The sequence below is a fragment of the Bdellovibrio sp. HCB185ZH genome (genome assembly GCF_047302455.1).
Lineage (GTDB): Bacteria > Bdellovibrionota > Bdellovibrionia > Bdellovibrionales > Bdellovibrionaceae > Bdellovibrio.
Map to the genome: position 1 here is coordinate 3,888,398 of NZ_CP178624.1, position 19,064 is coordinate 3,907,461.

The following is a 19,064-nucleotide window of genomic DNA, read 5'->3' on the forward strand; positions in this document are numbered from 1 at the left end:
GTGATGCGCCAAGGCGTTGGGCCAGAGAGTTGTCCCGGGCATTTATCAGGCGTACACTGTCAGGCTATGTCGCAAGCAGAAGATGGAATCATAGTAAAAGGCGCCAAAGAGCATAATCTTAAGAATGTCAGTGTGACTATTCCCAGGAACAAGATCACCGTTTTTACGGGGCTCAGTGGTTCTGGAAAATCATCTCTGGCGTTTGATACGGTCTATGCTGAGGGGCAACGTCGCTATGTGGAAAGTCTCTCGGCTTATGCTCGTAATTTCTTAGAGCAACTAAAAAAACCAGAAGTGGATTCCATCACGGGGTTGTCTCCAGCAATTGCGATTGATCAAAAATCGGTCAGCACAAATCCACGCTCGACCGTGGGTACGGTCACAGAAATTTACGACTTCCTTCGTCTGCTTTATGCAAAAGTCGGCGTGCCTGAATGTCCTACACATCATATTCCCGTAAGCAGTCAAACTCCGCAGCAGATTATTGATGAAGTTACGAAAAAAGGTCAGGGCGCCAAGTTTTATGTCTTAGCTCCCATGGCTTCCGGAAAAAAAGGGGAGTTCTTAGCAGAATTCCAACGCTGGGCTAAAAAAGGTTTCGTGAAAGCCAAAGTCGATGGAAAAATGATCGACCTGGATAAAGCCACCAAGCTTGCGAAAACCAAAACCCATGATATCGATCTGGTCATCGATCAATTGATCCTTAAAGACACTTTGAAACATCGCTTAAGCGAAAGCATCAACACGGCTTTGTCCATGGCGAACGGTCGCGTGATCATTGAAACCCTGGATGGCAATCGCACGAACTACTCTTTGCATTCGGCTTGTCCTATTTGCGGCTACAGCTTTCCTGAAATTGAACCACGTATGTTCAGTTTCAATAATCCGCGTGGAGCTTGTCAGACTTGTAATGGCTTAGGCACTTTAGATTTGGTCGAAGAGGAAACTTTCTCTGACGGCGAAGTCGGTGGCAAAAAGCTCGACAAAGTTGTTTACAAATACAAAGGTAAAAAAACTTCTGACGAGGATGAAGAAGAAGGCGACGACATGGTCCTTCATGATTGTCCTGATTGCCATGGCTCACGTCTTAGACCCGAAGCTTTAAATATCAAAGTCGCAAATAAAACGATTTCGGATATGGCTTTGATGAGTGCCGCGGACTTGCGTGATTTCGTATGCGAGATCAAATGGAGCAAGAAAGACAGCCTCGTTGCCGAAAAAATCACCAAGCAGATTTGTGATCGTCTGGATTATATGATCCGCGTGGGCACGAGTTATCTTTCCATGAATCGTTCTTCCCGCACTCTTTCTGGTGGAGAAGCACAACGTATCCGTTTGGCTTCGCAATTAGGTTCTTCCCTGATTGGTGTTCTTTATGTGATGGACGAGCCAAGTATCGGTCTTCATCCGCGGGATCACCATCGCTTGCTGGATATTATCGGGGAGTTGAAAGATCGCGGAAATACAATCCTGCTGGTGGAGCACGATGAAGACACGATTCGCTATGCTGATTTCGTTGTCGACTTAGGACCTCGTGCAGGACGCTTGGGCGGCGAAAAAATGGCCCAAGGTACGCCTGAGGAATTAGAGAAAAATCCAAACTCCCTGACAGGAAAATATCTGAAAGGCGAAGTGCGCATCCCAGTTCCTAAGCAGCGTCGTCCGGGCAATGGGCAATTCTTAGAGCTGATTGGGGCTACTGGAAATAACCTTCAGAATGTGAATCTAAAAATTCCTCTCGGTACATTGACCGCTGTGACGGGTGTTTCGGGTTCTGGAAAATCGACATTAATCATCGATACGTTATACAAAATTTTGGCTAAGAAATTTTATAAAGCCCTGGCTGAGCCATCGCCTTATAAAAAAGTCGAAGGTTTGGATAAGATCGATAAAGTCATTGATATCAATCAAAGACCGATCGGCCGTACGCCGCGTTCGACTCCGGCGACGTATGTGGGCTTATTCCCGATGATTCGGGATTTGTTTGCGAATCTGCCGGATTCAAAACTTCGGGGTTATGAACCCGGTCGTTTCAGTTTCAACGTCAAAGGCGGGCGCTGTGAGACTTGCATGGGACATGGACAAATCCGCGTCGAGATGCACTTCTTAAGTGACGTCTTTGTGACCTGCGACACCTGCATGGGTAAGCGCTACAACCGCGAAACGTTGAATATCAAATACAAAGAAAAATCTATTTCTGATGTTTTGGATATGAACGTGGGCGAGGCTTTGGATTTCTTTAAAAACCACAGTCAGATTTATCGTAAACTCGAAACACTCCACCGCGTGGGCTTGGATTACATGACTCTGGGGCAAAGCTCGACAACCCTTTCAGGTGGGGAAGCGCAGCGGGTGAAACTTTCCAAAGAACTTTCTCGCCGCGGCACTGGTAAAACACTTTACATTCTGGATGAGCCAACGACGGGTCTGCACTTTGACGACGTCAGAAAACTTGTGGAGTTGCTGCAAGAATTGGCAGATCAGGGTAATACCGTTCTGGTAATTGAGCACGCCATGGAGGTCGTTAAAACCGCGGATCATGTGATCGATCTGGGACCTGACGGCGGAAAACACGGCGGGCGTATTGTTGCGACGGGCTCTCCTGAAGATGTAACAAAAGTTAAAGAAAGCGAAACCGGAAAGTTCTTGAAAAAGATCCTTAAATAGAATCAATTCAAGGGATGCTAAAATACTTTACGGGTTCCATTGCAATTACAATTCTTGGTTTGATCGGCTCTTTCTTTGTCGGTCAATTTTATGGCGGTACAACGGCGGCAGGGCTTGAAGCTTTGTTCATCGCAGCGGTGCTCGCAGTTCTTGAAATCTCTTTGTCTTTCGATAATGCGATCGTTAACGCCACGATTCTTAAAGACATGACGCCGGTGTGGCGTCATCGCTTCTTGACGTGGGGGATGTTGATTGCGGTGTTTGGTATGCGCTTGGTTTTCCCGTTGGGAATCGTGAGTGTCATGGCAAGCATCAATCCATGGGAAGCTTTGGTGATGGCAGCCACTCGTCCCGACGAGTATGCGAAACTCATGCTGGCAGCTCATTTGGAAGTGGCGGCCTTCGGTGGCACTTTCCTTTTGATGGTGGCGTTGCGTTTCTTCTTTGACGCCGAGAAAATCGAGCACTGGTTGGCTCCCTTGGAAAAACCCTTTGCGTTCTTGGGTCGCGTGGAAGCGATCGAAATCGGTTTGGCCTTGGTTATCTTGATTACGATTGCCCACTTCATGCCTCAGCAGGCGGAATCCTATGCGTTCCTTAAATCAGGTTTGGCAGGTTTGATCGTGTTCGTGGCAGTGGATGGCATTGGCGCTTTCATGGAAGCTTCCGAGGAAACTATGCACAATGTTCACAAGGCGAGTGCAGCAAGCTTCCTTTACCTAGAAGTTCTAGATGCCTCTTTCAGTTTTGACGGCGTCGTGGGAGCATTTGCAATCACACATAACTTGTTCATTATTATGATTGGTTTATCAATCGGTGCATTCTTTGTACGAAGTCTTACGATCATGTTTGTTGAAAAAGAAGCCCTGGCGAAATTCGCTTACCTTGAGCATGGTGCTTTCTATGCGATCTGGGTCTTGGCTTTGGTGATGCTGACCGCGCCGTTCGTACACATCCCTGAATGGGTGACGGGCCTTTCCGGTGCTCTTATCCTTGCGGTTGCGTTTCTGTGGTCTTTGAAGAAGGGTCCCACAGAATCTGCAGAATAGAAGCTGCCATAATTATCAGAGCGCCGATTCCTTGAAACCAGGACAGGCGCTCTTGTAAGAGCAAGAATCCAAACAAAGCAGCGAACGGCGATTCCAACAGGAAGATCATACTGGCCGTCGCGTCTGATAAAGTCTTTTGCGCGCGAATCTGAATAGAGAACGCGATCACACTGGATCCCATTCCTAAAATCACAACTCCCATCCACGCTGTCCAATCCGCTGTCAGATTGATACTTTGCTGGGTCAGCAAAAGCGGGGATAGCAATAGCAACGACCAGATCGATTGGAAATTATTAAAGCGAAAGGCGTTATCGACTTTATTGGACACGCGGCCAATGTAAATAATGTGACAAGCCGCCATCACCGAGCAGGCCAGAGTCCAAAGATCCCCGACATTGATGTCAGTGATATTGGCATCCATCAAAATAAAAGTTCCCACCAAGGCCAATACCGCGAGTCCGTAATTTACTAAACTGCTGCGCGCGCGGAATACGAGCGTGTTAATCAGTGGAACTAAAATAACATAAAGACTGGTGATGAAGCCGCTTTTTGTCGCGGTCGTATGCTGCAATCCAATGGTTTGCAAAATCATCAAACTGCCCAGAAAAAATCCTGCAGGCAGTGCGCGTTTGAAATCCGATTTCATGGAAGGAAGACCTGGCTTTCGAACGCACAGGTAAATCAATTCCCCAAAGGCTGAGGCAATCAAAAAGCGGTAAACCAGTGTTTCCGCTGGAGTGAAGGCACGCAAGGCAAAGACCGTTGCGACAAAGCCGAAACCCCACAGGGCTCCGGCAATGATCAGTTCAATAGCGGCTTTGTTTTTGGTGGTCACCTAAATCGCAAACCTAGTCGAAGGCTTCAGACCAGATACGGGATTTGTCGATGCCGTCGATTTCGATCAATTGGTGTTTTACTTCTTTGATCATACCGCCGTTGCCGCACATGTAGAATGTCGTTGGAATATTTTTGTAATCGTATTCCGAGATAAAGTTTTGGATGTAACCTTTTTTGCCGGTCCAAGAATCTTGCGGACGGCTCAACACAAACTCCCATTTGAAATCAGGAAGTTCTTTAGCCAGCGCTTCCAATTCCGGTTGGTAGTACATGTCTTTTTCTGTACGAACACCGAACAGCAGGCGGTATTTCAAATTTGGATACTGTTCTTTTTTAGAGAGCAAATAACAGATGTGTTGAGAAAGACCGGTGCCGGTATTCAAGAAAACAATTTGTTCTGTCGGTGGCTCTTGGAAGAAAACTTTTCCGAAGGGGCCCGTGAAGTTCAGCATTTCGCCGCCCTTCAAGTTCCAAACAAAAGTCGAGGCCACACCGTTATCGACGTATTTGAAAAGGAGTCTGAAGCCATTCTTGATTCGGTCATCTGAGGCGATAGAGTAGGCGCGCAAAACGGGTTTCGCTTCGCCTTGTGGAACATTTAACATTACAAATTGTCCAGCTTTAAACGCAAACTCTGCGGGATCATCCGTTTTCAACACCAGTTCGCGAACTGAAGGTGTGTGGTCGATGATTTGTTCGACTTTCATGTGATAAATTTTGCGCGCTGAAGACATCATTTCTCCTTGAGATAAGGGCCATTCATAATCCGAAATTCCCAGACAGTCCAACAATTTAGCTTGTTACATCAGTTCCTAATCAATAAACTTAAAAACAGTGAGGTATCCATCGTGAATAGTGCACAGCATCTGATCTTATCTCTATTATTGGTCATGGGTTTTTCTGCTCGTGCACAGGAGAATCTCGATGCCGCTGGTGCGGCGGAGGACGTTCCTGCTCCGCAGCAGTCTTTGATGAAATCTGCTGCAACGAAGGAATTTAATAAACCGCTATTTTTCGACCAGCTGGATAACGGGGTTTTATTACCGCCGCTAGAGCTTGAGTACGATTTAACTGCTCAAAATGGCAAGGTTCTAAAAATTGGTCCGATTCTTTTAAGCGAGCAAACTTTCAACTTTAGTTTGATGCCGTTAGGGAAAGCTCATCCTCAGATTTCCCGCATTTTGACGCCGACTGAAAAAAATGACGAAGCCCTGATCATCCACTGGCCGATTGAGCTGATGGGCTCAGGTTCCTTGGAGATGATCTCTCGCACGGGTGCGGTTTTATGGCAGCACGATATCAGCGAGTTGGAACAAAAAAAATGGGCCGCGCAACTGCAAAGCTGGCGCGGAGCTTTGCTAGCACAAAAAGTATCTCCAGCGGAACTGACGACAACAGGTTTGTTTGGAAGTTCTTTTGCAATTCCTAATTTTAAAAATGCCGGTTCGCCTTTCGGCAAATTGAACGAAATCTTCCGTTTCTGTCTGACTCAGCAAGTGGGGCGGGGATACAGCCGTCTGTGCTCGCAGTGGTATGGAAATCAGAAAATAGAAAACAAAGTGGTTTTGGGTAAAGCGCGCGTCGATGCAACCACACCGCGTGTCCTTTTAAATAACGAAGAAACTTTACCTCGTCAGTCGGCACCAACAGCTTCCGAAGGTCCGACGTCTTTCTTTGCGGAACTTGCCACGGGGGAGAGTTATGAATTCATGGTGGAGCCGAACAAGCTGCAGCTGATGGATATCGCTGACACGGCTCGCCCGGGTTTGCTTCGCATTGTCGGTTACGACACGCGACCGTTGGGAAGATCTGTGGTTTTGAATCCCGATCAATATCTGAAAATAACGACGATGATTGGGTTTGAATCAACGATCGGTGACAGCCGTAAATTCTGGGCCGCTTCTTTGAAAAAAGACGATGCTAAGATTTATCTTCCAGGTCAAGGCGGTGGTATTTTCAAACAGCGTTTTGAGTTGTCCGTGATCCCGCGTCGTCAGGCGCGTCTTTACGTTCACGAGCGCACTCCTGTCGGAACATACAACGACAACATCCGCCTGTTCGGTCGTAAATTAAAAGAAGTCACAGTCAGCACGGATCAAAATTCCGTGAACATTGAAAAAGATGAACCGAATGAGTTTGAGTGGAGATTTAAAGCCACGGAGCGTGGTGAAATCAATCGCTCTTACTTGAATCTGGAGTACCAAGGCCAAAAGTATCGTTCGTACTTTGAGATCTACAAAGGATATCCTCGGGAATTGTCAGCGCGTTTGTCGGTGGCGAAATCATCTTCAGATTTCGTGTTCATGGGCGAGCTTGCCTACAATCAGTGGTTTGAAGATCTTTTCACTTGGTCGAATTACTGGATTTCCCGTCAGCGCTGGGGGATCAGTGCCAAGTACTTTAAGTCTTTCAATGAGATCAAAGTCAGCACTTCGGGTCGTACCGCTCCCTTGGATGTTTTGACAGTGGATTTGAAGTATCGCTTTATCCCGGGCCTTTGGAATCGTGATGAAACTTTGGGGATGATGGCTTCCTATCAGAATGTAAACTTTGGTGTTTTGACAGCGCCGATGGTCGGTGGGGGTCTTTTCTGGGCGCGCTCGATGCCAAAACTGATTGATGACGTCTTTAACATTCTGCCGCTTTTCAGATATCCAAAATGGGTGGACGTGGAGTTTATCTATTATGCGCAAAGTCTGGATAGCAAGGTGACTTTGAATTCTTCAATGTCATTGAATTTCCACGGTAAGGTTTTGTGGACGAATAATCTTTTCGGCGAAGCGGGTTTTGGTATCAAACGTTATGCCTTTGTCGACTCCGAATTGAACCAAAAAGCCGATCTGAATACTTTCTATGGTACAGTGGGGATGGGGCTTAGCTTTTAAGAAAAAGCCCCTCTGCTGACCGCAAACGGCAGGCTGTTAAACATTTTGACAGCCAAAGGCTGCCATAAACTAAATGTTCCCAGATGATCATGGTCCTGGAATTGCTTTTATGGGCGAGACTGGAGCAGCCTATGAAAAAGTGGATTCCCGCAGTTTTAATTAGCATCACGAGCTTTCACCATAGGACCCTGGCTGCTGAAGCAAAAAGCATCTCCGATTCTTTTGTAAAGCAACTCTCCTGCCAAAACCTGACGGTCGATAGTATCTATCAAGCTATTCAGCCCACAGCTTTTCACCGTTACTTTCATATACCTGTCGCCAATTGGAAATTTCATTCTGGCGGGCCCACTTTGGGAGTGTGCTGGGGGCTTTCAAGTGCGCAGCGAAAAATGTTTTACCTTGCGCGCTTCGATGAGAAAGAAGAACTTAGCAGGTCAGACTTACTTAGAAAAACTTTGACCATGTTTCGTGGCGCCGAATTCACCGCACAACAGTCAGGGAATGGCCAGGCGCGCATGATTCAGACTCCCGCGACCTTGGAGGTCCTAAAATATTCGGACCGCTCCTTGATGTCTTCTTGGGCTTTGGAGGAGCGCAAACCAGATGGTTTATTCCCGATGCTAAATCGTGGATACAAAGAAACCATTAATGGGGCTGCGACTTGGATGACGTTTAAATTGGATCTGGAGCGCTCTCAGCAGCAGCATTTTTTCCGCGGCGGAAATTTGAAAATGATCGCGGGTGATACGGCAGATCGTAGTTCTGTTGAAAATCTCCTGACGGTCACGCAGTTGGAAAAAAATCTGAAAGCCAAGCGTTTGACCATGATGGTTTTGCGAGGTGGAACGACCACTCAGCACGTCGTGGTGGCAAAAGAAATTATAGACATGGGAAAATACTTTTTGATTATGGTCTATGACTCAAACAATCCTCTCGTCGACATGCCGATGTACTATCAAAAAAGCACCCAGTCTTTCCATGCACCGGCCATTATGTCGATTTTAGAAAAGTCGGGTGACCATGGCAGACCTCTTGGGGTATTTATTGTAGATGAAGATGAACAGGTATCCATCGACGCTGCACTGTTAAAGTATTATAAAGCGGAGTGTGCCAAGTAAGATCCGTCAACAGGACGGCCTCAGAAAGAAGGAGAGCATGTCGCTAAAAATTGTTTTTGCTTGTGCTCTCTTTTTGGTGATTCTTGCGATTGTAACTTCTTAAGTGAAGCAGTTCTGACTAGAAGTAAGCGAAAATTCCTGCAGACCCTGTGATTCCCGTATCTGAGTAATAACCCCCAGCCACCGTTTGACGCTCATACTGATAGCCAAAGTCGATGCGAAAGCATGCAGAGCTTGATGTCGTTGGGTACCATTTCACAAAGCCTCCACCAAAGATATCCACGATATCGAATTTTGCGCCGTTGCCACGGTCTTCATTTCCGAAGGCACCCCAGCCGGTCAGACCAAAGATAAATGCTTCACCTGGTGTGTTGGGTGTGAAGTTGTAATCGGCAAAGCCACCCACACGCCACGTCGTGGATGTCACGTCACTGACGTGGGCCATAGTCATTTGCACCAAGGGTCCCAATTCAAATGTACCCATATTCCACCCATAGCGCGCCATCAGGCTCATGGTTGTTTCATTGGTGGAGTTCGGTGCATCGGATTTGGTGTTTCCAAAAATCAAATTCAATCCCACAAAATTTTTGCGGGTTGCGGGACCGGAGTCATCGCCCAGCTGATCTTCGGAAATCAGATCATAAACGGCGCCCGGTGCGAGTGGGGAAGTGCTTTCAATAATGGCCGTGTTGCCTTTTACTTTGCGCACTTTAATTTTTTGCGCATATGCGGAAGCCGAGCCGAGGGTCATCATGGTGATAATCAAAAGAAGGTGTCTCATGTTGGTCCTTTGTTTTTGGCCAAGCCTATTTTCAAAGTGATCCACAACACTGTCAACGGGAACTTGTCTCACTCTGGGAATGTCCGTTTGTATTGAGTAAAGTTTGTCCAGACCTAGACCGAAAAGTTTAGTGGGGAATGAAAGGGGAAATGCATGTCTGCAAAGTGGGGCAATATACCGTCGTGGGCGTACGATTCGGCCAAAGCACTCATGCAAACGTTGAAAATAGTCGACCCTGAAACCTACGCGCACTGCTGCCGAGTTGGTGAGATGTCGCGCAAATTGGCTCGCGATGCGGGTCTTAATGAATACGAACAAAAGCTTGCTGAATTCGCCGGTCTCTTTCATGACATCGGCAAAATGGGTGTCTCTCAAAGCATTATCGCTAAGCCTGGTAAGTTGGATCCGCAAGAGCAAGCGATCATGCGCTCTCACCCCGTGATGAGTGAAGACATCGTGCAACCGTTAGCCTCCCATAAATTTTTTGAATCCATTCTTCCTGCGATTCGTGGTCATCACGAGCGTGTGGATGGAACAGGTTATCCTGATAAAATAGCCGGTGATAAGATTGATATTTTAGCGCGCGTGATATTGGTGGTGGATACCTACGATGCGATGTCGCAGACCCGAGCTTACCGCAAAGGCTTGCCGGATGAAGTGGTTTACGAAGAGCTGGTACGCTGCTCAGGAACACAGTTTGATTCCCAGCTGGTGAAAATATTTTTGCAAGCGCATCCGCTATGGTCCGGTCAGGAAAATGATCAAGAGACCGAACACCTGCTCATCAAAAAAATCGCCTAAAAGTACGGACACACTTTCTCCAGGCGCAGCGAATGGGCTGGGCATTTTAGATAAAAAAATACCTCCTGCAAATTGCGGAGGTATTTTTTTGCCGATTTTTAAGCCTGCATTACTTTTGTTTATTCGTGCTTTCAAAGATCTTGTCAGCGGATTTTGCGACGAAGCCTTGGTAGTATTTGCCGTTATCCATTTTATAACGTTTTGCAAACTCATAGTAACAGCCCGGCATATTGTGAGTGCCATCGGTGAACTTAACCGGAATTTCAGAAGCCATCGTTGAAGATTGCTCAAGATAATCCGCTGGAGTTCCTTTCACCAAGCCGCCGGATTTGTTCAAGACAATGCCTTTGGATTGCAACCACTCATTCAGGTGATTGATGTCCTGGAATTTTTTAAGCTTGTTGATGATCACGGTGAAGTGATTTGGGCGGAAACCGTAAGCCGCAACCCAAGATGCGTATTCAGATTCTTTCGCGAGTTCTGAGTACAAGGCCCATGACATGTCCCAAGGACGACCGCACATGGCGAAGTCTTCGCTGTCGATCAAGCTTTGTGGAATCGAGTCACCAAGTTTCATCAAAGTCTCGCGAACAAACGGAGAAACTTTTTCTAACTCAAGTTCAGAGATAAAAATTTTCGGCATGTCTTCATTAGGATGCTCGTAGTGACGTGCGAACAATTTTTTCTCGGGGAAGATATAAGGTTCACCCTTTTGTTCGTAACCAAATTTTTTGAACTGTTTTGCCAATGATTCAATACCCAAGCGCGGATGATTAAAGGTGCGAAGGGCAATGTGGTCGTTAAGGACAGTTTCGCCCTCAGCCACAAACATGTCATGGATGTTTTTTGCTGCTGGATTCAGTTTGCAATAATCTACCCACATTTTTTCCAATAAAGTTTCAAGGGTCATGTTGTCTCCCGTTTAGAAATCAAGGATACTTCTGTTGGGAAAACGGAGCAACGCTTTAAGCGTTCATGTCGGAGCGTATAATGGCAATGAGTACACTTCCTGAAATCCAGCAAATTGAATCCCGCATCGAATCAATGGGCTCAGCCCTGCGTTCAGAAGTTCTGGAATACAGCCAGGATGGAGATTTGCGCCTGCCAATTTATAAACTTTCTTTTGGCACCACAGATCCCCGAGCTCCGGTTCTAGGGATCGTCGGGGGAGTTCACGGGTTGGAACGCATCGGTGCTCAGGTCACCTTGTCCATGTTGAATTCCTTTGCAGAATTAGTCCGCTGGGATCGTCAAATGCAACGCACTCTCGAAAGTGTGCGGGTGTTTTTTATTCCCACCGTCAATCCCATTGGAATTTTGCGTAAAACTCGCAGCAACCCGCGGGGTGTGGATTTGATGCGAAATGCGCCCATAGATGCCGACAAACCTGCACGTTGGCTCGGGGGACATCGTTATTCTTCAAAACTTCCCTGGTATCGGGGTAAAGAAAACGAGCCGATGGAAATCGAAGCCCAGGGTCTTATTCGCGGTGTGCAACAAGAAATCAAAGACAGTCAACTGGCGATCACTCTGGATTGTCATTCGGGATTTGGTCTGCAGGATCGCCTGTGGTTTCCTTATGCGCGCACGCAAAATCCCTTTCCGGAATTGGGGCTTGCGCATTCGTTTAAAAATCTTTTAGATCAGACGTATCCGCATCACTTTTATAAGTTTGAACCCCAGGCGGGGACGTACACCACTCATGGCGACCTATGGGATTATCTGTACCTGCAACATCGGGGGCTTGAGCGCGGTCAGCAGTATTTGCCGTTGTGTTTGGAAATGGGATCGTGGATGTGGGTGAAAAAACATCCGTCGCAAATTTTCCGAGCAGATGGGCCATTCAACCCTTTGATTGGGCATCGTCATCAGCGCACTTTGCGCCGACATAATACTTTGTTGGAGTTAATGATCCGTGCTGTAGCAAATCCGGCCGCTTGGGCTGCGCTTCCCGCGGAGCGACTTCATCAACATCATCAACAGGCCCACGAACTGTGGTACTCACAACGCAGCAAGTCATAAGATGTCTTCTGGTGACCCAAAAGGAGCGCTGGAGCACTTGCTCTAATTCAGCTCCCTAAGTTCACAGAAAGATTTTCAGCGACGCTATCAAAGCTCATATATTTGACTTGGTACACTCGGGAAACAGGGTGTCGTTGACTCGTGTACTCGAATATTATCTTCTACCTCCTGGACTTTTATCCAGAGGGAAACGTGAGGGGAACCACATACCTGTTAGCTCTAGTTCTGAGCTTATTTGCAGGTTCCAAAACCTTGGCCGCAGATTCCAGCCTGAAATTGAAGAAGGCTGAAGGGATCACTACGCTTAAGAATCCTGAAACTAAATCAGATGATTCAAAGCCCGCGCACGTTTATGGTCAGATCCGTTTGGAAGGTATGCAATACCTCACTCCGGTTCCCGATGCTCCCAGATTAACTTACAGCCAACTATTGTCCGCGCGTCTTTCGATTTTGAAAGAGGCCAGCTGGATTGATGCAGCCAGCGACGTTTCTGCGGGAACGTTCTTTTCTCGTGGGCAGACTCATCTGATTGTTCATGAAGCCTATGTTGCCTCCAAAGGAGAAACCTTCAAAGTCTTCGCCGGTCGCAAGAAAAAGGACTGGAGTGATATCGATCACCGTTGGAATTTGGGATTGTGGCAGCCTTATTTGACCATCGATGCTCTTCGTCCCGAAGAGGAAGGTCTGACTGGCGTCTTTTTTGATTACAACAAAAAGGACTGGGAAGTGATGTTAATGGTCACTCCCATGTTCATTCCAAGCATGGGGCCCGATGTTCGTGAAGAGGGCGGCGGCCTGGTTGCCGACAGTCGCTGGTACCGTGCTCCTTCGCGAAATTATGATTTCAACTCTCGCATTAACACGATCTCCTATAAATTAGATATCCCTGAACAAGCGAAGCTTGTGAATAACGGCGGCGCTTCGTTGATGACTCGTCTGGGGGATAAATCCAAGGGAACTTGGATGGTGGTGAGTGCGGGCTACTTGCCAGTCAATGATTTGATTTTAAAGCGTCAGGCCTTTAAGCAAACTTCAGAAGACAAAGTTGACGTGACAGTGAGACCTGCGGTGACCTATCACCAAATTCAATCCGTGGACGTGGGTTACACTTTTAAATCTATCAAAACTACGTTGTCTTATCTGCAAGACAGCCCCGAAAAAACTCTTCCCGAAGAGGAGTGGGTGATTCAAAACCTGCAACCTTTGCAAGCATACTCTGCGGCTTTAGATTTTGCTCTACAAGATATTTTGACGAAAACCATCGCTGTGCAAATCGCTTACTTGAAAGTTGTGGGCGGTGGTATTCAAGACGTGACGTCGACAGGTTCTCCTGATGACTTTACGCTTTATGATTCGCGCTTAAAGTTTACCAACAGTCTGATGCTTCGTTTAGAAGGCCAAGTGGCAACGCTTTATAAGCGTCCTTTGGTGACTCGTATCAAGTATCTTTACGACTATGATCAACGTGGATCTTTGTTAAATACAGAGTTCCAGTATTACCCCAGTCAGAAATGGGCCGTGGTGATGGGTGGAGACGTTTTGGGTGTTCAGGACGAAGACTATAAAGCTTCAAGTTTCCTGAACCAGTTCCGCGCCAACGACCGTTTCTATGGAGGCATGACTTATGTTTTCTAAAAACTCTGTGATTGCTGTTTTAATGGCAGCAATGGTTGCCGTCGTTTCTGGATGTGATTCCAACATTGGTGAAAAACCTCCGGAAACAAAAGCTCATGAATACGCAGGGGCTGCCTGTTTATCAAACACCAGTTCTGTGATGCGTGAATTTATCGAAGGCAATGCCAAAGAAGCGGACCTGAATGCTTTGTGGGGATGCCTGGGCGGAGCTGTTCAAAGTTTCCAGCGCTATGTACGTGGCAGTGATAAATCCCGCTATTCATCTCAAGAGCTGGCCACGTTCTTTGAGAAAAATTATCTGGATCAAACCAAGGGTGCGAAAATCAGTCCTGAACTTCAGTTGGAGTTCATGAAATTGAAACAGTTGTTTTTGGGTGGGGATGTTAACTACCTGACGCAAAAAGAACTGACGAACATGCAACAAGTCTTTGCCATGCTTAATGGCATTACCGTGCGCATGAATCCTTACATGAAGATCGTAGTTTTGAAGTGGTCCGTGTCTGACACGAACCAAGTTCAAAAAGACATGCTTTTCTTTGAGGAAGCCAACAAAGAACTCCAAAACTCTGCCAAGGTTTTGGCGACTCATATCGAAAAAAATGGTCAAGCTTACAACCTGTCGGACTTTGTGACTTTCTTGCAGGAACTTTCAGACACCCTCGGGGACGAGTGGTCAGCAGTGGAAACTGTTCGCACCTATATGCCGGTGGTTAAGAAAGTAAAAAAGGCTTTGGCTGGTGGCAATGAAAACGCCATTGCTCCCAATGAATGGCGCCGATTCAGTTTGCTCGGTGCCCGCGGTTACGTTCAGTATCTACGCTATTACTATTTCATCGAACAGGTTCCAGAAACTGATACGGGTTACCGTTTAACTTATCTGGCGCGCACTATGGAAGACGTTCTTTCCGTATTCCAGGATCTGGTTGCGGAAAAACCTGAGGGTGTGGTGTCCCGTGATGAAGTGAATGACCTGCTTTTGACGTTCTCGAAAGTATGGCCGGCGTTTAAAATCTCTCCGAAAATGATTTTGGAATCCATGAAGGTCAAACAATTGATCTTTGGTGGCAGTGTCGATTCGTTCACGACCAATGATTTCAAAACGGCGCGCATGAAAGTGAATCGCTTGAAAGCGATTGTTGAAAGATTCCTGCCGTTCTATCCGATCTATAGCCGCGACTGGGATCCGCAGATGTATTCCTATCAGGAATCTCAAAAGCTGTTCCAGGATGCGCAAGTAGTTCTGGAGCAGTCGGGAGTTGAGCTGGGTGGCTTGGTGGAAGGTCCTTACGACCTGAAAGACCTGATCGCTTTATTGCGCGAGTTTGAAACTTTGTATCCCCATAAAGAAAAGCAACCTAAAGGCGGCGGCAAAGGAGATCAAAAGTATGTTCCGATCAGCGAAGAGCTGAACAAGCTTTTGCCGCTGGTGGTGGATGCAAAGAACATGGTTTTTGGTGGCAATGACTCTTCATTGTCTAAAAAAATCTGGAGTCCTTTGATGGGTATGGGTGCTCGTGTTTACACGAGTGTTTTGTATCATCATTATTTCGTGTCTGATAAGCCGATGGAAAAGTCGGAAACCCTGTGGTCGATTTCCACGTTCTCGAATCAAAGTTTGAACTTGCTTCGTGATATCCTGGTTAAAAAATCCGTTCATCAAGTCAGCATGAGCGAGATCATGTTGATCATGAATCGCTTGAATGACCTGAAATACTTGCCAGAAAAAATCAATCTGAAGTCTTTGAAAACGATTTTGAGTCTGGGTGTGAATAATGTTTTAGTCGCTCCCGAAGATCGACTGGGTGGGTACGTTCCCAATGCCATCACCATGCATTCAGTTGAGCTTTTGCGTGAAGAACTGCAGATCTGGGTTGATACAGAAATTTTCTTTGCTCAACTGACTCGAAAATTCCCAGCGAATCAAGGTCTTCGCCCGCGGGATTTGGCCGATGCCATTGAAAAAGGTCGTACGAGCCCGAATGGTTCGGCAGCACTTCGCACCGCTTTACGCGAACTGGGTCCGGTGGTGCAAACGCCGGCTCCTTTGACTGTGGATGCTCAAGGCCGCATGTATATCTCTCGCGAGTTGCAGCAGGTTTACAATCAGCAGTCTTTGTCGCAGTTGAATCTGAACCGCGCCTTGGCTCGCATCATGATCCGCTCTTTTGCGGGTGACTTGGGTCGCATCAAATCCAATGCCGGTGTGACAGTCGAGGAAGTGAATGCTGTCTTTAAAACTGTGAAGCCTTTCTTTGTCGATATCGGGTTGCTTGAACCTGAGAATGATACTTTCGGTGATGCTCGCTTCCGCGATGCCAATATCTTTATGCCTCACTCTGACGGAAATAAAACGGCTTCCTTTGTGGAGTTGACGGATCTGGTGGGGATGTTGTGGTCCGGTGTCAGCATCAACACCATGCTAACCGAAGGACTTCCTAAGGACTGTTTGTTTGAGCAAATGGTGAAAAGCAAAAAGACTGGCATCGAGAAGCTCGAAAAAATGGTCAAGGTCGATTGCGCTGCCAATGCTTATCGTTTCTTGTTGATGGATAAGATGACGGCAACTCCGGTCTTCCGCAGATTCCTGCAGGGTGCAGATCGTGATGAGACTTTGGAGTTTATTAATAACATCTATAAATCTTCAGGGTATGTGCCGAATAAATCACGCACAACGAAGCTTGCCGATTTGGGCCAGGTTCCTCATGCGATCCAATACGTAGAGATGCTATTCACGCGTTTTGACGAAAACAGCGACGGCGTTTTGACGAAGTATGAAGCGTTAAAAGCTTACGACCTGTTTGAGGATTTGTTGAAACAATATGCTGGAGACCAGGTCGCGCCGAAAGACCTGGATTCGGTTTTCATGTTCTTGCTTCGTTATGGGAAAGCACCGACGACGTTGAAAGAAAAAGCCACGTGGTTCCTGCGTTGGAAGGGCAAACCTGACAACTGGAATGTGGCTGCGGATCGTGGGCAATTGGCGCGCATCTTGGGCTACATCGCCGACATGAGCAGCAAGGCTACTGCTGATGCTGTTCCTGAAGTTCCTGAGTCGGATCTTAATTCTTACTAGTTCAGGGTGGGGACCCGCGCGACTGGCCTGAATCAGTCCGCTGAACACCTTCGCATCCGTCGACACGCCATCCGGGCTCAACCGTGGCTCGCCTTCGGCGAGTGCGCGCCATCGTGGCGCCCACGGAGGTCGACTGCGCGCAGGTATTCATCGGCCGGCTTCAGGCCAGTCGCGCTGGCGCTCCTGGGCTTGTTCGTTTTAATATTCGGATCCGGAGACGGGGGATGGGATCGGGGAGCATTAGAGTCTTTTGCTTTAGAGGGCCCGAGGTTTTTTGGTGTTCGGGTTTAATTGGTGGTTTTATTTTTTTATTCCGTTGTTCTTTTTTTATTCTCTCATCTCATCTCATCTCATCTCATCTCATCTCATCTCATCTCATCTCATCTGATCTACTCTGATCTCATCAGCTGTCATCTGATCTGATTTGATTTGATTTCGAAAGATTTTGCGGCGTCGACTTTGGATCATTGGCGTCTTTTAGAAATCTTTGTCTCATTCGTTTGAAGGGATCTCTTTGGTTTGGATATTGAGGAATTGCTTAACGCAATCAGTTACCGGAGCGGAGGTAACTCGTTGATAACGTGTTTTCTTTTTTCGTGCGATGGAACTGGTATGAGGGTGACGCGTGCAGCAACCGCTCCGGCAGTGGAAATTGCTGATTTGTTAGGAACGAACGCTGCGCTTATGTTTACAAAAGCCCATTTCGAATTTCAAATTTTTGTACAAAATTAATTTACGATTTTGTTGGTGCTGATGGCAGCACCCGTGACTGTGGCTTGGTTTACGATCACGCCAGTATAGATACCTGGAGCTTGTTGGGCTGCTGGGTAGGTGCCAGTTAGGTCGCTGCTGCTGTTGGTGTCTACGTCGGCTGTCGTTGCAGCATACGGAGTGTATCTCCAGATCAAGACTCTGGTTTTGTTACTGCCGCCGGTGTTGTTGTGGATGTCGATGACGAAATCCAATGCCAAGGGCGCATACATGTTGGTGATGGAGCTTGCTACTGTGACCCAGTTTCCGTTGACGCCGATTTGGCAGGAGACGTTGATGCCGTTTCTGATGAATTTGACGGCGATACCGGAGGATTCTGAGACATTCAGGTCATTTGAATTGAAAACAATCGTACTCGTTGCTGTGATGCTGCCACCAAGGGAGGCCTTAAAAGCAATCGAGTTGTTGGTGAAAACTCCAGCCAAAGGATTGATGAAGCGAACTTTCCCGATACCGGAAATTTCCTCCGCCGTGGCTGTCGTTAGTGTTCCACCGATTTGGGTGTAGGAATCAATGCCAGCCACGTCCGTGCTGGTACCGCCGCAGGCATTTAAAGAAAGAGTCGCGCCTGCCAATAAGAAAACCACTCCGCCTGATAATAGAGCAGAGCAACGAATCGCGATTTTACGGGAAATTCTTAGAATGAATTTTTCCACATCATTGATTCCACTGGTAATGGAAGCTTCTCATTGTACTTAGCAGAAGGCTTCACGTTGTATGGCGTGAGAATTTCACCTTTTACTTCAAAGTAGATCAGCTGCCCAACGGGCATTCCAGTGTAAACTCTGACGGGTTGTTTTACGGAGATTTCCAGGGTCCAGAAGTTACAGAAACCCACGTCGCCTTTGCCGGCTGTTGCGTGGATATCGATACCAAGACGACCGACACTGGATTTACCTTCAAGGAATGGAACGTGTTTTAGAGTCTCAGTGTATTCCTGAGTCACGCCCAAATACAAAGTATCCGGCATGAGAACAAAGCCCTCATCCGGAATCTCGAAAGTACGAATCTTGTTATGCTTCTTAGCGTCCAGCACTTCGTTTTCATACACTGCAAGAGTTTTACCCAAGTGAACATCGTAAGAGTTCGTGCCTAGGCATTCTCTGCGGAAGGGCTCAACTTTAATTGCGCCAGCTTCCATGAATTCGAGAATCTGCTGATCCGTAAGAATCATTACTTAGTTTCTCTGTGAACCGTGTGACGTTTCAAGTTTGGATTGTATTTTTTCTTTTCAAGACGGCTTGGAGTCTTAGTTTTGTTTTTCGTTGTAGTGTAACGAGAAACTGGTTTGCCTTCACCGCGAGCTTCAGTGCACTCAAGAGTGATGATGATTCTTCCTGATTTTTTAGCCATTTTCGTACCTCTTAAAACTTATATGTATTGCCTCGCGCATAATGCGAAAAATGACAATACCTTTTCAAAGGG

15 protein-coding genes are annotated in these 19,064 nt (G+C 46.9%); 8 read left to right on the forward strand and 7 right to left on the reverse strand.

What is annotated here, in order from left to right:
- Window positions 1-66 precede the first annotated feature (66 nt).
- Together uvrA and ACLSU7_RS18880 are read left to right on the forward strand one after the other, a co-directional pair.
- Complete coding sequence (uvrA, locus tag ACLSU7_RS18875) at window positions 67-2,667, forward strand: excinuclease ABC subunit UvrA (protein ID WP_413293449.1); 2,601 nt, start codon at window positions 67-69, stop codon at window positions 2,665-2,667.
- A gap of 14 nt (window positions 2,668-2,681) precedes the next feature.
- Window positions 2,682-3,716, forward strand: coding sequence for a DUF475 domain-containing protein (locus ACLSU7_RS18880; protein WP_413293450.1), 1,035 nt, complete (start codon window positions 2,682-2,684; stop codon window positions 3,714-3,716).
- Here ACLSU7_RS18880 and ACLSU7_RS18885 read toward each other — a convergent pair.
- Window positions 3,655-4,551, reverse strand: coding sequence for a DMT family transporter (locus ACLSU7_RS18885; RefSeq protein WP_413293451.1), 897 nt, complete (start codon window positions 4,549-4,551; stop codon window positions 3,655-3,657). The genes ACLSU7_RS18880 and ACLSU7_RS18885 overlap by 62 nt on opposite strands.
- 13 nt (window positions 4,552-4,564) lie before the next feature.
- On the reverse strand, window positions 4,565-5,260 hold the full coding sequence (locus tag ACLSU7_RS18890; RefSeq protein WP_413293452.1) for an FAD-binding oxidoreductase: 696 nt from the start codon (window positions 5,258-5,260) through the stop codon (window positions 4,565-4,567).
- A gap of 141 nt (window positions 5,261-5,401) precedes the next feature.
- Here ACLSU7_RS18890 and ACLSU7_RS18895 point away from each other — a divergent pair, with 141 nt between their 5' ends.
- Together ACLSU7_RS18895 and ACLSU7_RS18900 are read left to right on the forward strand one after the other, a co-directional pair.
- Window positions 5,402-7,438 carry a hypothetical protein gene (locus tag ACLSU7_RS18895; protein WP_413293453.1) on the forward strand — a complete coding sequence of 679 codons (2,037 nt, stop codon included), beginning with the start codon at window positions 5,402-5,404 and terminating at the stop codon, window positions 7,436-7,438.
- A 131-nt stretch (window positions 7,439-7,569) separates the two neighbouring features.
- On the forward strand, window positions 7,570-8,556 hold the full coding sequence (locus ACLSU7_RS18900) for a hypothetical protein (protein WP_413293454.1): 987 nt from the start codon (window positions 7,570-7,572) through the stop codon (window positions 8,554-8,556).
- Between the two features lie 118 nt (window positions 8,557-8,674).
- Here ACLSU7_RS18900 and ACLSU7_RS18905 read toward each other — a convergent pair whose 3' ends face one another.
- Complete coding sequence (locus tag ACLSU7_RS18905; RefSeq protein ID WP_413293455.1) at window positions 8,675-9,337, reverse strand: hypothetical protein; 663 nt, start codon at window positions 9,335-9,337, stop codon at window positions 8,675-8,677.
- Between the two features lie 153 nt (window positions 9,338-9,490).
- Between ACLSU7_RS18905 and ACLSU7_RS18910 the strand changes: the two genes are divergently transcribed.
- On the forward strand, window positions 9,491-10,138 hold the full coding sequence (locus ACLSU7_RS18910) for an HD-GYP domain-containing protein (protein ID WP_413293456.1): 648 nt from the start codon (window positions 9,491-9,493) through the stop codon (window positions 10,136-10,138).
- 109 nt (window positions 10,139-10,247) lie between these two features.
- Here the strand turns inward: ACLSU7_RS18910 and ACLSU7_RS18915 are convergent, their stop codons facing one another.
- On the reverse strand, window positions 10,248-11,048 hold the full coding sequence (locus ACLSU7_RS18915) for a DUF1338 domain-containing protein (RefSeq protein ID WP_413293457.1): 801 nt from the start codon (window positions 11,046-11,048) through the stop codon (window positions 10,248-10,250).
- Between the two features lie 80 nt (window positions 11,049-11,128).
- Between ACLSU7_RS18915 and ACLSU7_RS18920 the strand changes: the two genes are divergently transcribed.
- The 3 genes from ACLSU7_RS18920 to ACLSU7_RS18930 all read left to right on the forward strand — a co-directional run bounded on the left by ACLSU7_RS18920 (window position 11,129) and on the right by ACLSU7_RS18930 (window position 16,868).
- Entirely contained in the window at window positions 11,129-12,160 is a 1,032-nt protein-coding gene (locus tag ACLSU7_RS18920; RefSeq protein ID WP_413293458.1) for a M14 family zinc carboxypeptidase, read from the forward strand.
- 192 nt (window positions 12,161-12,352) lie between these two features.
- On the forward strand, window positions 12,353-13,795 hold the full coding sequence (locus ACLSU7_RS18925) for a transposase (protein WP_413293459.1): 1,443 nt from the start codon (window positions 12,353-12,355) through the stop codon (window positions 13,793-13,795).
- Window positions 13,785-16,868 carry a hypothetical protein gene (locus ACLSU7_RS18930; protein ID WP_413293460.1) on the forward strand — a complete coding sequence of 1,028 codons (3,084 nt, stop codon included), beginning with the start codon at window positions 13,785-13,787 and terminating at the stop codon, window positions 16,866-16,868. The genes ACLSU7_RS18925 and ACLSU7_RS18930 overlap by 11 nt, the downstream gene beginning before the upstream one ends.
- A gap of 728 nt (window positions 16,869-17,596) precedes the next feature.
- Here the strand turns inward: ACLSU7_RS18930 and ACLSU7_RS18935 are convergent.
- Genes ACLSU7_RS18935 through rpmG form a run of 3 tightly spaced genes read right to left on the reverse strand, consistent with a single transcriptional unit; the run spans window position 17,597 to window position 18,992 of the window.
- On the reverse strand, window positions 17,597-18,295 hold the full coding sequence (locus tag ACLSU7_RS18935) for a hypothetical protein (protein ID WP_413293461.1): 699 nt from the start codon (window positions 18,293-18,295) through the stop codon (window positions 17,597-17,599).
- Window positions 18,277-18,813 carry a dCTP deaminase gene (gene dcd, locus ACLSU7_RS18940; RefSeq protein ID WP_181604468.1) on the reverse strand — a complete coding sequence of 179 codons (537 nt, stop codon included), beginning with the start codon at window positions 18,811-18,813 and terminating at the stop codon, window positions 18,277-18,279. The genes ACLSU7_RS18935 and dcd overlap by 19 nt, the downstream gene beginning before the upstream one ends.
- Window positions 18,813-18,992, reverse strand: a complete 180-nt coding sequence (gene rpmG / locus ACLSU7_RS18945; protein WP_142700722.1) for a 50S ribosomal protein L33 — start codon at window positions 18,990-18,992, stop codon at window positions 18,813-18,815. Before rpmG ends, dcd begins: the two co-directional genes overlap by 1 nt.
- Window positions 18,993-19,064 lie beyond the last annotated feature (72 nt).